Source organism: Bordetella parapertussis (genome assembly GCF_020735925.1).
GTDB lineage: Bacteria > Pseudomonadota > Gammaproteobacteria > Burkholderiales > Burkholderiaceae_B > Bordetella > Bordetella pertussis.
In genome coordinates this window covers 4,615,159-4,627,429 of record NZ_CP085971.1, presented here as the reverse complement: position 1 = coordinate 4,627,429, position 12,271 = coordinate 4,615,159, and the positions used below count along the sequence as shown (strand labels likewise).

Below are 12,271 nucleotides of genomic sequence, written 5' to 3'. Positions count from 1 at the left end.
CTCAAGGCTTGGAAGCCGGCTTGGGGGCCGGCGCGGCCGGCGCGCCGGCCGCGGGCGCGCCGGCGTCGCCACGGATCTTGGCGGCGATTTCCGAGGCCGCCTTGGCCGACGGCACGCCGAAGGCCAGCACGCCGCGGTTCAGGGGCTCGGCGATGCGCGGGGCGGCGACCAGTTCGCGATCGATCACCAATGCCAGCATATTGCCGATATTCTTGCTGCTGATGTCATTCAGCTTGCGGGCGCCCGCCTCGGTGAAACGCAGGCCCACGAAGTTCTGGCCCTGGCGGTCGACCAGCGCGGCCGCCTCGGTGAGATCGGCGCGAGTCAGGACCGGCTGCCGTTGCATGTAGAGCGAACCATCCGGCACCTTGACTTCCATCAGGCCGTCGCCGGCCTTGGCCTGAGCCACGTAGAACTCGACCGACGCCGCGCTCGCCTGCTGCGAGGAAGCCTGGTCCGCCGGCGTGGCCGCCTGGCCGTCGGTCTTCTTGGACGCGGTGGTGCATCCGGCCAGCACCAGCGTGGAAAAAGCCAGCGTGTAAGCCAGTTTGCGAATGGTCAGTTGCATGATGGTTTCCTTCTTCAGTTTGCAGAGAGGCTGACGCGCCGGACGCGCTGGCCACGGCGTTACAAAAAAGTGTACAGGTCCCCACGCAAGGCCGATAGTCGAGACTGCTTCCAGATGTAAAGACGCAATACGGCCTATACTCCAGGATCACGCAGGGGTACTCGCTGTCCCGCCTTCAAGGCCGGCAGCGTGTTGAGAGAGTCCCTTCGTACCAGTACGGATAATGCCGATGCTGGGAGCGTATTCCAGTTGCCGGCCCTTGCGCCAGCGCGGAATCCATCCCGATTCGGCTCCAAACCTTCTTGATTGGAGCTTTCCATGAACGCCAACCCCAAGTTCCTGGCCGCCACGGCCGAGGTCGACGCAGCCGCCGTCGCGCCGTTGCCCAAATCCCGCAAAGTCTACGAAACCGGCTCGCGCCCGGATATCCGCGTGCCGTTTCGCGAGATCGAGCAGGCCGACACGCCCACCATGTTCGGCGGCGAGAAGAACCCGCCCCTGACCGTCTACGATACCAGCGGCCCGTACACCGACCCGCAGGCCAGCATCGACATCCGCCGCGGCCTGCCGGCCCTGCGCCGGGCCTGGATCGAAGAACGCGGCGACACCGAAGTGCTGGATGGCCCGACCAGCGACTACGGCAAGGAGCGCCTGACCGATCCGAAGCTGACGGCGATGCGCTTCGACCTGCAGCGCCCCCCGCGCCGCGCGCGCGCCGGCGCCAACGTGACGCAGATGCACTATGCGCGCCGCGGCATCGTCACGCCCGAAATGGAATTCATCGCGCTGCGCGAAAACCTGCGCCGCGAACACTACCTGGAAACGCTGCGCGCCAGCGGCCCGGATGGCGAGAAATTGGCCAAGCGCCTGCTGCGCCAGCACCCCGGCCAGTCGTTCGGCGCCGCCCTCCCGTCGGCCATCACGCCCGAATTCGTCCGCGAGGAAGTCGCGCGCGGCCGCGCCATCATCCCGGCCAACATCAACCACCCGGAAATCGAACCGATGATCATCGGCCGCAATTTCCTGGTGAAGATCAACGCCAACATCGGCAACTCGGCCGTCAGCTCCGGCATCGGCGAGGAAGTCGAGAAGATGACCTGGGCGATCCGCTGGGGCGGCGATACGGTCATGGACCTGTCGACCGGCAAGCACATCCACGAAACGCGCGAATGGATCATCCGCAATTCGCCGGTGCCGATCGGCACGGTGCCGATCTACCAGGCGCTGGAGAAGGTCGACGGCAAGGCCGAGGAACTGACCTGGGAAATCTTCCGCGACACGCTGATCGAGCAGGCCGAGCAAGGCGTGGACTACTTCACGATCCATGCCGGCGTGCGCCTGCCCTTCATCCCCATGACGGCCGACCGCATGACCGGCATCGTCTCGCGCGGCGGCTCGATCATGGCCAAGTGGTGCCTGGCGCACCACAAGGAGAGCTTCCTGTACGAGCGCTTCGAGGAAATCTGTGAAATCATGAAGGCCTACGACGTCAGCTTCTCGCTGGGCGACGGCCTGCGCCCCGGCTCGGGCTACGACGCCAACGACGAGGCGCAGTTCGCCGAGCTCAAGACCCTGGGCGAGCTGACCCAGGTGGCCTGGAAGCACGACGTGCAGGTCATGATCGAAGGCCCCGGCCACGTGCCGATGCAGATGATCAAGGAAAACATGGAACTGCAGCTCAAGCATTGCGACGAGGCGCCGTTCTATACCCTGGGCCCGCTGACCACCGACATCGCGCCCGGCTACGACCACATCACCTCGGGCATCGGCGCGGCCCTGATCGGCTGGTACGGCACGGCCATGCTGTGCTACGTGACGCCCAAGGAGCACCTGGGCCTGCCCAACAAGAAGGACGTCAAGGACGGCATCATCACCTACAAGATCGCCGCCCATGCCGCCGACCTGGCCAAGGGACATCCGGGCGCGGCCATCCGCGACAACGCGCTGTCGAAGGCGCGCTTCGAGTTCCGCTGGGACGACCAGTTCAACCTGGGCCTGGATCCGGACACCGCCAAGGAGTTCCACGACGAGACCCTGCCCAAGGACTCGATGAAAGTGGCGCACTTCTGCTCGATGTGCGGGCCGCATTTCTGCAGCATGAAGATCACGCAGGATGTGCGCGACTATGCCGCGGCGCAGGGCGTCAGCGAAAAGGACGCGCTGCAGCAGGGCATGCAGGAAAAGGCGGTGGAGTTCGTCAAGAAGGGCGCCGAGGTCTATCACCGGACCTGAGCGCCGGGCATGGCCCGGCGCGGAAAACGGGCGCCCCGCGGGGCGCCCGGCACGGCAAATCGACGGCCGCCGCCCGCGCTCGGGCGGCGCGCGCGAGGCTACAGCAGCTTGCCCGGATTCATGATGCCGGCCGGATCCAGCACCCGCTTGATCTCGCGCATCAGACGCAATTCCAGCGGATCCTTGCTGTGCAGGAAGTGGTCGCGCTTTAGCTGGCCGATGCCATGCTCGGCGCTGATGCTGCCGCCATAGCGCAGCACCTCGTCGAGCACCAGGTCGGTCACGGCATCGCCCTGCTCGGCCGCCCACTCGCGCGGCGCGCCCGCCGGACGCGACAGGTTGTAGTGGAGATTGCCGTCGCCGAAATGGCCGAAGATGAACGGCCGAATATCGGGATAGCGTTCGCGCACGCGCGCCTCGGCCGTTTCCATGAATTCGGGAATGCGCTCGATCGGCAGCGACACGTCGTGCTTGAGATGCGGCCCGTCGGCGCGCTGCGCCTCCGAGATTTCCTCGCGCAGGCGCCACAGCGTCTGCAATTGCGCCAGCGAAGCCGACACGGCCGCATCCAGGCACAGCTCGCGCTCCAGCGCCGCACCGATCACCTCCTCGACCAGGGCGTTGAGCGCGGCCTCGTCGATCGTGTCGGCCAGCTCGACCAGCACGTAGGCGGGATAGCGCTGCGCGAACGGCTCGTGCAAGCCGTCGACATGCGTGAGCACCAGGTCCAGGCAATCGCCGCTGAAATACTCGAAGGCCTGCAGGCGCGCGCCGCATTGCTCGAACAGCAGCTCGTACAGCTGCAGCGCCTGGCGCGGCGACTCGACCGCCGCCAGCACCACCGTGCGCGTGTCGGCGCGCGGAAACAGCCGCAGCGCCACTGCGGTGATCACGCCCAGCGTGCCTTCGGAGCCGATCAGCAGCTGCTTGAGGTCGTAGCCGGTGTTGTCCTTGCGCAGCGTGCGCAGGCCGTGCAGGACTTCGCCGTTGGGCAGCACCGCCTCCAGGCCCAGCACCAGTTCGCGCGCCATCCCGTAGCGCACCACGTTGACGCCGCCGGCGTTGGTGGCGACGTTGCCGCCGATCTGGCTCGAATCCTCGGCCGCCAGCGACAACGGCAGCAGGCGGTTGGCGTCCTGGGCGGCGCGACGCAGGTTGCCCAGGATGCAGCCGGCCTCGGCCACCATGGTGTTGGCCACGGTATCCAGCGCGCGGATCGCGTTCATGCGCTCCAGGCTGAGCACCACGTTGGCCTGCGCGGCGTCCGGCGTGGCGCCGCCGCACAGGCCGGTATTGCCGCCGCGCGGCACCACCGGCACGCCCGCCTGCTGGCACAGCGCCAGGCAGCGCGCCACTTCGTCGGTCGTGCGCGGCCGCACCACCGCCTGGGCCTGGCCTCGGTAGATGCCGCGCCAGTCGCTCAGCCAGGGTTCGATATCGGCCGGGCTGGTCGCCACCACATCGGCGCCCAGCGCCTGCGTCAATCGTTGCGGAAATTCGGATGCACTCATGGTCGGGGCTGCACGGTCAAAGGTTCATGTCGAGCTGCAGGCGCGCCGCCGCGCCCAGCAGATGGTGTTGCGCCGCCGCGCGCGCCGCCTCGGGCTCGCCGCGTTCGATGGCGCGGTAGATCGCCAGGTGCTCTTCGTGCACCGCGTGCACGGGGTCGCCCTGGCGCCGCGTATTGGCGCGCGCGGTCTCCACCGCCTGGCGCAATTGCAGGTTGAGGTATTGCAGCAACTGCAGGTAATAGGGATTGGCGGTCGCCGTGGCGATGGCCACGTGGAAACCCACGTCGTGGACCACGCCCTGCTCGGGTTCGATGGGCTCGCGCTGCAGCGCCTGCAGGGCCTGCCGCATGCGGTCGAGGTCGGCGGCGCCGCGACGGCGCGCCGCCAGTGCGGCCGCCCCGCCTTCGAGCTCCATGCGCAGCTCGTACACCCGCGCCAGATGCGCGCGGTCCAGGCCGCCCGCGGGCACCTGGAAGCCGCCAGCCGGCATGCGGGCCACCACCGTACAGCCCGAGCCCTGCCGGCTTTGCACCAGGCCCTGGGCGCGCAGGCGCTCGGTCGCCTCGCGGATGACCGCGGCGCTCACGCCGTATTGCTGCGCCAGCGCACGGCCGGTCGGCAGCTTGGCGCCCACGGCGTAGGCGCCATCGGCGATGGCGCGGGCCAGTTGTCCGGCGACCTGGTCGGTAAGCGTGGGGGTGGGCTGGAGCATGCGGGGATTATAGGCTGATTTATCAGGTTATATGAAAACTTCTTCGGCCAGTATGCGCGGATCGGCGCGCCGCCGCGCCGGTATGCCCGCCATTTGAATCAGGAAGTGGCGGCCCCGGCCGCCGGATGCGCCCCGCCTAGGCGCAATGCGCCGCGTCGCCGCGCGCGTGCTCGGCGGCCTGCCCGCCCTGCCCGCACACCGCGCAGTCCGGATCGCGCGGCACGTTGACGCTATGCCATTGCATACTGCGCACGTCCAGCTGCAGCAGGCGCCCGGCCAGGCTCTGGCCGATGCCGGCCAGCAGCTTCAAGGCCTCGGCGGCCTGCACGCTGCCGATGATGCCCACCAGCGGCGCGAACACGCCGGTGGTGGCGCAGTTGAGTTCCTCGACATCGTCGGCCTCGGGGAACAGGCAGTGATAGCACGGCGCCTGCGCATCGCGCAGGTCATACACGCTGACCTGGCCATCGAAGCGAATGGCCGCGCCCGACACCAGCGGCTTGCGGTGCCGTACACAGGCGCGGTTGATGGCGTGGCGGGTGGCGAAGTTGTCCGAACAGTCCAGCACCACGTCAGCCTGCGCCACGGCGGTATCCAGGGCGGCGCCGGCCAGGCGCTCGACGCGCGCCTCGACCTGCGTTTCCGGATTGAAGCGGGCCAGCATGTCGCGGCCCGACTCGGCCTTGGCGCGGCCCACGCTGTCGCTGGCGTGCAGGATCTGGCGCTGCAGGTTGCTGAGTTCGACCACGTCGTCGTCGACCAGGGTGATATGCCCCACGCCGGCCGTGGCCAGGTAAAGCGCGGCCGGGCAGCCCAGGCCGCCTGCGCCGATGATCAGCACACGCGCCGCCAGGAACCGCTCCTGCCCCTCGATGCCGAGTTCGTCGAGCAGGATATGGCGGGCGTAGCGCAGCAGCTGCTGGTCGTTCATTTGCTCTTGGCGGGCTCCACACCAGTCGGCGTGATCGTTATGCGCTGGGTCTTGCCTTCGCTGGGTTTGATGTCGGCCTTGGCCTGCGCGCGGGCCGAACCTTTCTGTACCGGCTTGCCGGCCAGCAGGTTCAGCGCCTGTTGCAGCTGGAAGTCGTCCTTGCCGCCGAACTCGAACGCCTTGCCGGCCACTTCGGTGTTGTCGTCGTTGTTCGACTTGACCTCGGCGTCGGGGCTTTGCTGGTTCGACAGGTGGCGCTGCAGGTCGGCTTCGCGCGGCAGACGGAACAGATCGCCGTCGGCGGTATCGGCCACGACATAGTCGGGTTCGATGCCGGTGGCCTGGATCGAGCGGCCGCTGGGCGTGAAGTAGCGCGACGTGGTCAGCTTGACCGCCGTGCTTTCGCTCAGCGGCAGGATGACCTGCACCGAGCCCTTGCCGAACGTGCGGATGCCCAGCACCTTGGCGCGCTTGTGGTCTTGCAGCGCCCCCGCCACGATCTCGGAGGCGGAAGCCGAACCCACGTTGACCAGCACCACCATCGGCACGGTCTTGACCCAGCCTGGCAGGTCGTTGAGGTAATTGCCTTCGCCGCGCGCGTATTCGCTGGGCGTGGTGCGGTACTTGTGGCGCGAATCGGGCGTGCGGCCGTCGGTCGACACCACCAGGGCGTCGGGCGGCAGGAAGGCGCCGGCCACGCCGATGGCGCTGGTCAGCAGGCCGCCCGGATCGTTGCGCAGGTCCAGCACCAGGCTCTTGGGCGCACCCTTGGCGCCGAGTTCCTTCAGATGACGCGCCAGATCGGGGCCGGTCTTCTCCTGGAACTGCGCAATGCGCAGGTAGGCCACGTTGTTGTCCAGCATCTTGCTGCGCACGCTGCGCACCTTGATGATGTCGCGCACGATCTTGACCACGATGGGCTGCGGCCGGTCGGCGCGCATGATCGTCAGCGTGATGGGCGACTTGGGCGCGCCGCGCATCAGCTTGACCGCGTCGTTGAGCGACATGCCCTTGGTGGGCGTGTCGTCGATCTTGATGATCAGGTCGCCCGCCTGGATGCCGGCGCGCGCGGCCGGCGTGTCCTCGATGGGCGAGATCACTTTCACGAAGCCGTCTTCGGCGCCGACCTCGATGCCCAGCCCGCCGAACTCGCCCTGCGTGGCCGTCTGCATTTCCCGGAAAGCGTCGGCATCCAGATAGGCCGAGTGCGGGTCCAGGTTGGACACCATGCCGGAGATCGCGTTGCCGATCAGCGTCTTGTCGTCGACCGCCTCGACATAGTTGTTCTTGATGGCCGCGAACACATTGCTGAGCTGCCGCAGTTCATCGAGCGGCAGGGGACTGCCGCGCTGCGCGACCGCGGACACGCCCACGCTCAGCAGGATGCCCGCCACCGCGCCGATGGCTACCAGACCGAAACCACGAAACTTGCGAGTGCTCATGCACACTTCCCGATATTGATGCCGGATTATTGGGCCAGCCACTGGGCCGGGTCCACCGGTGCGCCACGATGGCGAATTTCAAAGTATAGGCCCGATTCCACTTGGCCGCCGGTCGCGCCTACCGTAGCAATAGTATCGCCTGCCGCCACCCGGTCGCCCACCCGTTTGAGCAGGCTCTGGTTGTAAGCGTATACCGTCAGGTACTGCTGTCCATGGTCGACAATGATGAGATTGCCAAAACCCCTCAGCCATTCGGCGTAGACCACGGTGCCGGGGGCCACCACCTTGACCGGCGTGCCCTCGGCGGTGCGCAGCACCAGCCCGCGCCACACGCCGCCATCGGGACGGTCGACGCCGAAGCGGCCCTGGATCGTCCCGCGCACCGGCATCGGCAGCCCGCGCCGCAGGCCATTGCCGCCGCCCACCGGGGCGGCGGACGCCGTGCGGGCGGGCGCGGCCTCGCGCGGCGCCGGCTCGGCCGGTTCGGCGCGAGCCGCCGGGCGGGTTTCGCGCGGCGGCGCGGCCTGCGGATCGACCAGCCGGCCGCCCTCGACCTGGCGCAGGCCAGCGGCGTCAGGGTCGGCCAGCGCCACCGGGCCGCGCCCCTGGCGGGCGGCCGCCTCGGCCTGCTCGCGCGCGGCGGCGGCGTCGCGCGCCTCGGCATCGCGCGCCTGCTGCGCCTGGCGGGCCGTCTCGGCCTGGCGCCGGGCGTCGGCCTCGCGGGCCGCGGCGGCCTGACGAGCCGCCTCCTGCTGGCGCGCCGCCTCGGCGCGGCGCGCGGCCTCCGCCTGGCGGGCTTCCTCTTCCTTGCGGCGGGCCTCCTCGGCGGCGCGCCGGCGGGCATCTTCCTCCGCCTGGCGCGCGATGGCGCTTCCCAGGTCGTCGATCAGGTGCGACAGACGCTGGTCGTCACGGCCCAGCTTGCCGGCCTCGGCGCGTTGCGCCGCAATCTGTCCCTCTAATTTCGCCAACAGGGTGGCGCGGGTTTTCTGCTGTTCGACCAGCGCGGCCTTCTGGCTGGACGTCTCGGCCACCAGCGTCTGGATGTCGTCGCGGCGGGCATCGGCCTGCCCCTGCAGCGCCGCGAGCCGGGCGATATCCTCGCGCAACGCATGCACCGCCTGCGCGCGGGCGCGCGATACATAGTCCAGGTAGCCCAGGTTGCGGCCCAGCTGCTGCGGGTCGTCGCCCGACAGCAGGGCCGTCCAGGGCGACAGGCCGCTGGTGTACTGGGTGCGCAGCTGGTCGGCCAGCTCGGCGCGGCGCTTTTGCAGCACCGCCTGCTGCGCCACCACCTGCTTTTCCAGGCCGGCGAGTTCGGCTTCGGCCTGGCGGCTGGTCTCGCCCAATTCACGCAGCCGGAGATTGATGCGCGAAATGGCTGATTCGGATTCCTTCAACGCGTCGGCGGCCTCCTTGCGGGCGGCCTCGCGCGTGTCGATCTCTTTCTGCAGCGCGTCGATGCGGTCGCGCAGCGCGGCCTGCTGTCGTTCGGCTTCGGACTGGCGGCCCGCCAGGTCCGAAACCGCCCAGGCCGCCGGTGGCGCCACCGCCACCGCCGCCCACACCAGCAAACCCGCCGCGACCCGCATGAATCAGTCCTTTTTCGCCTTGCCCTGCGCCGCCACGGCAGCCATCGCCGCCTCGATCTCGGCGGCATCGCCCAGATAATAGTGGCGAATCGGCTTCAGGTCCTCATCCAATTCATACACCAGAGGCTGGCCGGTCGGAATATTCACGCCCACGATGTCATCATCGGAAACATTGTCGAGGTGCTTGATCAGCGCGCGCAGGCTGTTGCCATGCGCGGCCACCAGGACGCGGCGGCCGGCGCGGATGGCCGGGGCGATCGATTCGTTCCAGAACGGCAGCACGCGCGCCACCGTATCCTTCAGGCATTCGGTGGCCGGCAGCTGGTCGGCCGGAATCTTAGCGTAGCGGCCATCGAAACGCGGGTGGCGCGGATCTTCCAGGTCCAGCGGCTCCGGGGCGATCGCGTAGGCGCGGCGCCAGATCAGCACCTGCTCGTCGCCGTACTTGGCGGCGGTCTCGGCCTTGTTCAGGCCTTGCAGCTGGCCGTAGTGGCGCTCGTTCAGGCGCCAGTTGATGCCCACCGGGGTATACATGGCGTCCAGGGCGTCCAGGGCGATCCAGAGCGTACGGATAGCGCGCTTGAGCACCGAGGTATAGGCCAGGTCGAAGGCGTAGCCCTCGCGCTTGAGCAATTCGCCCGCCTTGCGGGCCTGCTCGCGGCCGGTTTCGGTCAGGTCCACATCGGTCCAGCCCGTGAAACGGTTTTCCAGGTTCCACTGGCTTTCGCCGTGGCGTATCAGAACAAGTTTGTACATGGTGTAGGCCGCAACCTGAGCGGGTTAAAGTTGAACAATGCGGTCATTTTATAATTGACTGGTTTTTCTCTGCTTTTCCCCCTGGCCCGCCCTGTTTCGCGGCGCGGCCGGGCCGTTGTTTCCAGGCTCGCGCCGCCCCCCTAGGATGCCCTGTGGATTTACTGCAATTCTTGATCGATAAAAACAACGTCTTCATCGTCGCCGTGGCCGTGGTGTCGGGCATCATGCTGATGCTGCCGGCCCTGCGCAAGGGCCGCGCCGGCGCCGCGGTGGGTACGTCCGAAGCCATCCAGATGGTCAACCAGCGCCAGGCCGTCTGGGTCGACGTGCGCCCGACCGAGCAGTTCCAGGCCGGCCACATCGCGCAGGCCCGCCGCCTGCCCGCCGCCGACCTCGAGAAGAAGGCCGGCGCGCTGCCCAAGAACAAGCCCCTGATCGTCGTGTGCGAGCAGGGCCGCGACGCCGCGCGCATCGCCGCGCGCCTGCGTTCGCAGGGCTTTGCCGAAGTGTCGGTGCTCGAGGGCGGCATGCGCGCCTGGTTTGCCGCCGGCCTGCCGGTCACCCAGAAAGGCTGAGTGCCCGCCATCCCATCCCCACCCGGAGCGACCATGCAGAAAGTAGTGATGTACAGCAAGGACTATTGTCCCTACTGTGCGCGCGCCCAGGCGCTGCTCAAGCAGCGCGGCGTCGCCGATCTCGAAATCATCCGTATCGACCAGGATCCGTCGCAACGCGACATCATGATCGAGCGCACCGGCCGGCGCACGGTCCCGCAGATTTTCATCGGCGAGACCCATGTCGGCGGGAGCGACGACCTGCAGGCGCTGGACCGCTCAGGCGGCCTGCTCCCGCTGCTCAACGGCGGCTGAAGGCGCTCGCCGCGCCGCCATTCCACTCGTTTTTCATTCACCCGGAAATTCTCATGGCTGATCAGGACCAAACCAACCAGCAAGCGGGCTCGGACGCGCCCTCGTTCAATCTGCAGCGCGTCTACCTGAAGGACTTGTCGCTGGAAATGCCCAATGCGCCGCACGTGTTCCTGGAACAGGAAGCGCCGCAAGTCGAGGTCAGCATCAACGTGGGCGGCCAGCGCCTGGCCGAGACCGTGTTCGAGTCGACCGTGACCGTGACCGTCACCACCCGCGTCAACGACAAGGTGCTGTACCTGGTCGAAGGCACCCAGGCCGGCATCTTCGAACTGGCCAACATCCCGGCCGAGCAGATGGACCCCCTGCTGGGCATCGTGTGCCCCACCATGCTGTATCCGTACCTGCGCGCCAACGTGGCCGACGCCATCACGCGCACCTCGCTGCCGGCCCTGCACCTGGCCGAAGTCAACTTCCAGGCCCTGTACGAGCAACGCCTGGCCGAAATGGCCCAGCAGCAACCGGACGCCGCCAACGGCAACGACTCGGGCATCATCCTGCCCCCGGGCGCCACGCGCCAGTAAGTCCGCGGCCAAGCCATGAGCCAAGCACGCCCCGCCACGCTGCGCGTCGCCGTGCTGGGCGCCGGCAGCTGGGGCACCGCCCTGGCGGCCGCGGCCAGCCGGCGCCACCCCACTGTCCTGTGGGCGCGCGACGGCGCCCAGGCGCAGGCCATGGCGGCCCGGCACGAAAACACCCGCTACCTGCCTGGCGTGGCGCTGCCGCCCGCCCTGCAGGTCAGCGCCGACCTGGCGCAGGCGCTCGCGCACCTGGCGCACGATCCCGCCCACGCCCTCATCATCCTGGGCGTGCCGGTCGCCGGCATGACGCCGCTGTGCACCGAACTGGCCGCCCGCCTGCCGGCCCTGGGCCTGCAGGCCGTGCCGCTGGTATGGACCTGCAAGGGATTCGAGGAACAGACAGCCCACCTGCCCCATGAAACCGTGCAGGCCGCGCTGGGCGCCATGCCCGGCCTGGCCGCCGGCGTTCTTTCCGGCCCGTCGTTCGCGCGCGAGGTCGCGCAGGGGCTGCCCGTGGCCCTGACCGTCGCCAGCGAATCGTCCGCCGTGCGCGACGCCGTCACGACCGCCCTGCACGGCGCGGCGGTGCGCATCTACGCCAGCACCGACGTGGTCGGCGTCGAAGTCGGCGGCGCGCTCAAGAACGTCATCGCCGTGGCCTGCGGCATCTGCGACGGCCTGGCGCTGGGCACCAACGCCCGCGCCGCGCTGATCACCCGCGGCCTGGCGGAGATGGCGCGCTTTGGCGCCGCGCTGGGCGCGCAACAGGAAACCTTCGCCGGCCTTACCGGCCTGGGCGACCTGGTGCTGACCGCCACCGGCGAACTGTCGCGCAACCGGCGGGTCGGGCTGGAGATCGGCGCCGGCCGCAAGCTGGCCGACATCCTGGCCAGCGGCATGACCGCCGAGGGCGTACGCTGCGCGCGGGCCGCGCGCGACCGCGCCCGCGCACTGAACATCGAATTGCCGATCACCGAGGCCGTCTGCGCCGTGCTGTTCGAGGGACTGTCGCCCATGACGGCGGTATCGGCCCTGCTGGCACGCGAGGCGCGCCCCGAAAGCCCGACGCCATAACGCCCG

The 12,271-nt window shown here is 68.7% G+C and carries 12 protein-coding genes; 5 read left to right on the top strand and 7 right to left on the bottom strand.

Annotation, left to right across the window (positions count from 1 at the left end):
- Position 1: 1 nt before the first annotated feature.
- Positions 2–568 carry a SecDF P1 head subdomain-containing protein gene (locus tag LK409_RS21910; RefSeq protein ID WP_010927393.1) on the bottom strand — a complete coding sequence of 189 codons (567 nt, stop codon included), beginning with the start codon at positions 566–568 and terminating at the stop codon, positions 2–4.
- Between the two features lie 318 nt (positions 569–886).
- Between LK409_RS21910 and thiC the strand changes: the two genes are divergently transcribed.
- Complete coding sequence (gene thiC, locus LK409_RS21905; RefSeq protein ID WP_003807441.1) at positions 887–2,800, top strand: phosphomethylpyrimidine synthase ThiC; 1,914 nt, start codon at positions 887–889, stop codon at positions 2,798–2,800.
- A 98-nt stretch (positions 2,801–2,898) separates the two neighbouring features.
- On the opposite strand, the gene LK409_RS21900 is transcribed toward thiC, so the two are convergent.
- The 6 genes from LK409_RS21900 to gpmA all read right to left on the bottom strand — a co-directional run bounded on the left by LK409_RS21900 (position 2,899) and on the right by gpmA (position 9,744).
- Positions 2,899–4,311: an FAD-binding oxidoreductase gene (locus tag LK409_RS21900; protein WP_003807440.1), complete on the bottom strand. Its 1,413-nt coding sequence runs from the start codon at positions 4,309–4,311 to the stop codon at positions 2,899–2,901.
- Between the two features lie 16 nt (positions 4,312–4,327).
- Positions 4,328–5,023, bottom strand: a complete 696-nt coding sequence (locus LK409_RS21895) for a FadR/GntR family transcriptional regulator (protein WP_003807438.1) — start codon at positions 5,021–5,023, stop codon at positions 4,328–4,330.
- A 136-nt stretch (positions 5,024–5,159) separates the two neighbouring features.
- Entirely contained in the window at positions 5,160–5,954 is a 795-nt protein-coding gene (locus LK409_RS21890; RefSeq protein ID WP_010927392.1) for a HesA/MoeB/ThiF family protein, read from the bottom strand.
- On the bottom strand, positions 5,951–7,396 hold the full coding sequence (cptA, locus tag LK409_RS21885; RefSeq protein WP_041937081.1) for a protease CptA: 1,446 nt from the start codon (positions 7,394–7,396) through the stop codon (positions 5,951–5,953). Before cptA ends, LK409_RS21890 begins: the two co-directional genes overlap by 4 nt.
- 26 nt (positions 7,397–7,422) lie before the next feature.
- Positions 7,423–8,988, bottom strand: a complete 1,566-nt coding sequence (locus LK409_RS21880) for a murein hydrolase activator EnvC family protein (RefSeq protein WP_010927390.1) — start codon at positions 8,986–8,988, stop codon at positions 7,423–7,425.
- 3 nt (positions 8,989–8,991) lie between these two features.
- Positions 8,992–9,744, bottom strand: a complete 753-nt coding sequence (gpmA, locus tag LK409_RS21875; RefSeq protein WP_010927389.1) for a 2,3-diphosphoglycerate-dependent phosphoglycerate mutase — start codon at positions 9,742–9,744, stop codon at positions 8,992–8,994.
- 152 nt (positions 9,745–9,896) lie between these two features.
- Between gpmA and LK409_RS21870 the strand changes: the two genes are divergently transcribed.
- Genes LK409_RS21870 through LK409_RS21855 form a run of 4 tightly spaced genes read left to right on the top strand, consistent with a single transcriptional unit; the run spans position 9,897 to position 12,265 of the window.
- Positions 9,897–10,319: a rhodanese-like domain-containing protein gene (locus LK409_RS21870; RefSeq protein WP_010927388.1), complete on the top strand. Its 423-nt coding sequence runs from the start codon at positions 9,897–9,899 to the stop codon at positions 10,317–10,319.
- 33 nt (positions 10,320–10,352) lie between these two features.
- Positions 10,353–10,613 carry a glutaredoxin 3 gene (gene grxC / locus LK409_RS21865; RefSeq protein WP_010929908.1) on the top strand — a complete coding sequence of 87 codons (261 nt, stop codon included), beginning with the start codon at positions 10,353–10,355 and terminating at the stop codon, positions 10,611–10,613.
- A gap of 53 nt (positions 10,614–10,666) precedes the next feature.
- Positions 10,667–11,194 carry a protein-export chaperone SecB gene (secB, locus tag LK409_RS21860; RefSeq protein ID WP_003807422.1) on the top strand — a complete coding sequence of 176 codons (528 nt, stop codon included), beginning with the start codon at positions 10,667–10,669 and terminating at the stop codon, positions 11,192–11,194.
- A 15-nt stretch (positions 11,195–11,209) separates the two neighbouring features.
- The gene (locus tag LK409_RS21855) at positions 11,210–12,265 is read left to right on the top strand and encodes an NAD(P)H-dependent glycerol-3-phosphate dehydrogenase (RefSeq protein ID WP_010927387.1); all 1,056 of its coding nucleotides are present in this window, start codon (positions 11,210–11,212) and stop codon (positions 12,263–12,265) included.
- Positions 12,266–12,271: the final 6 nt, after the last annotated feature.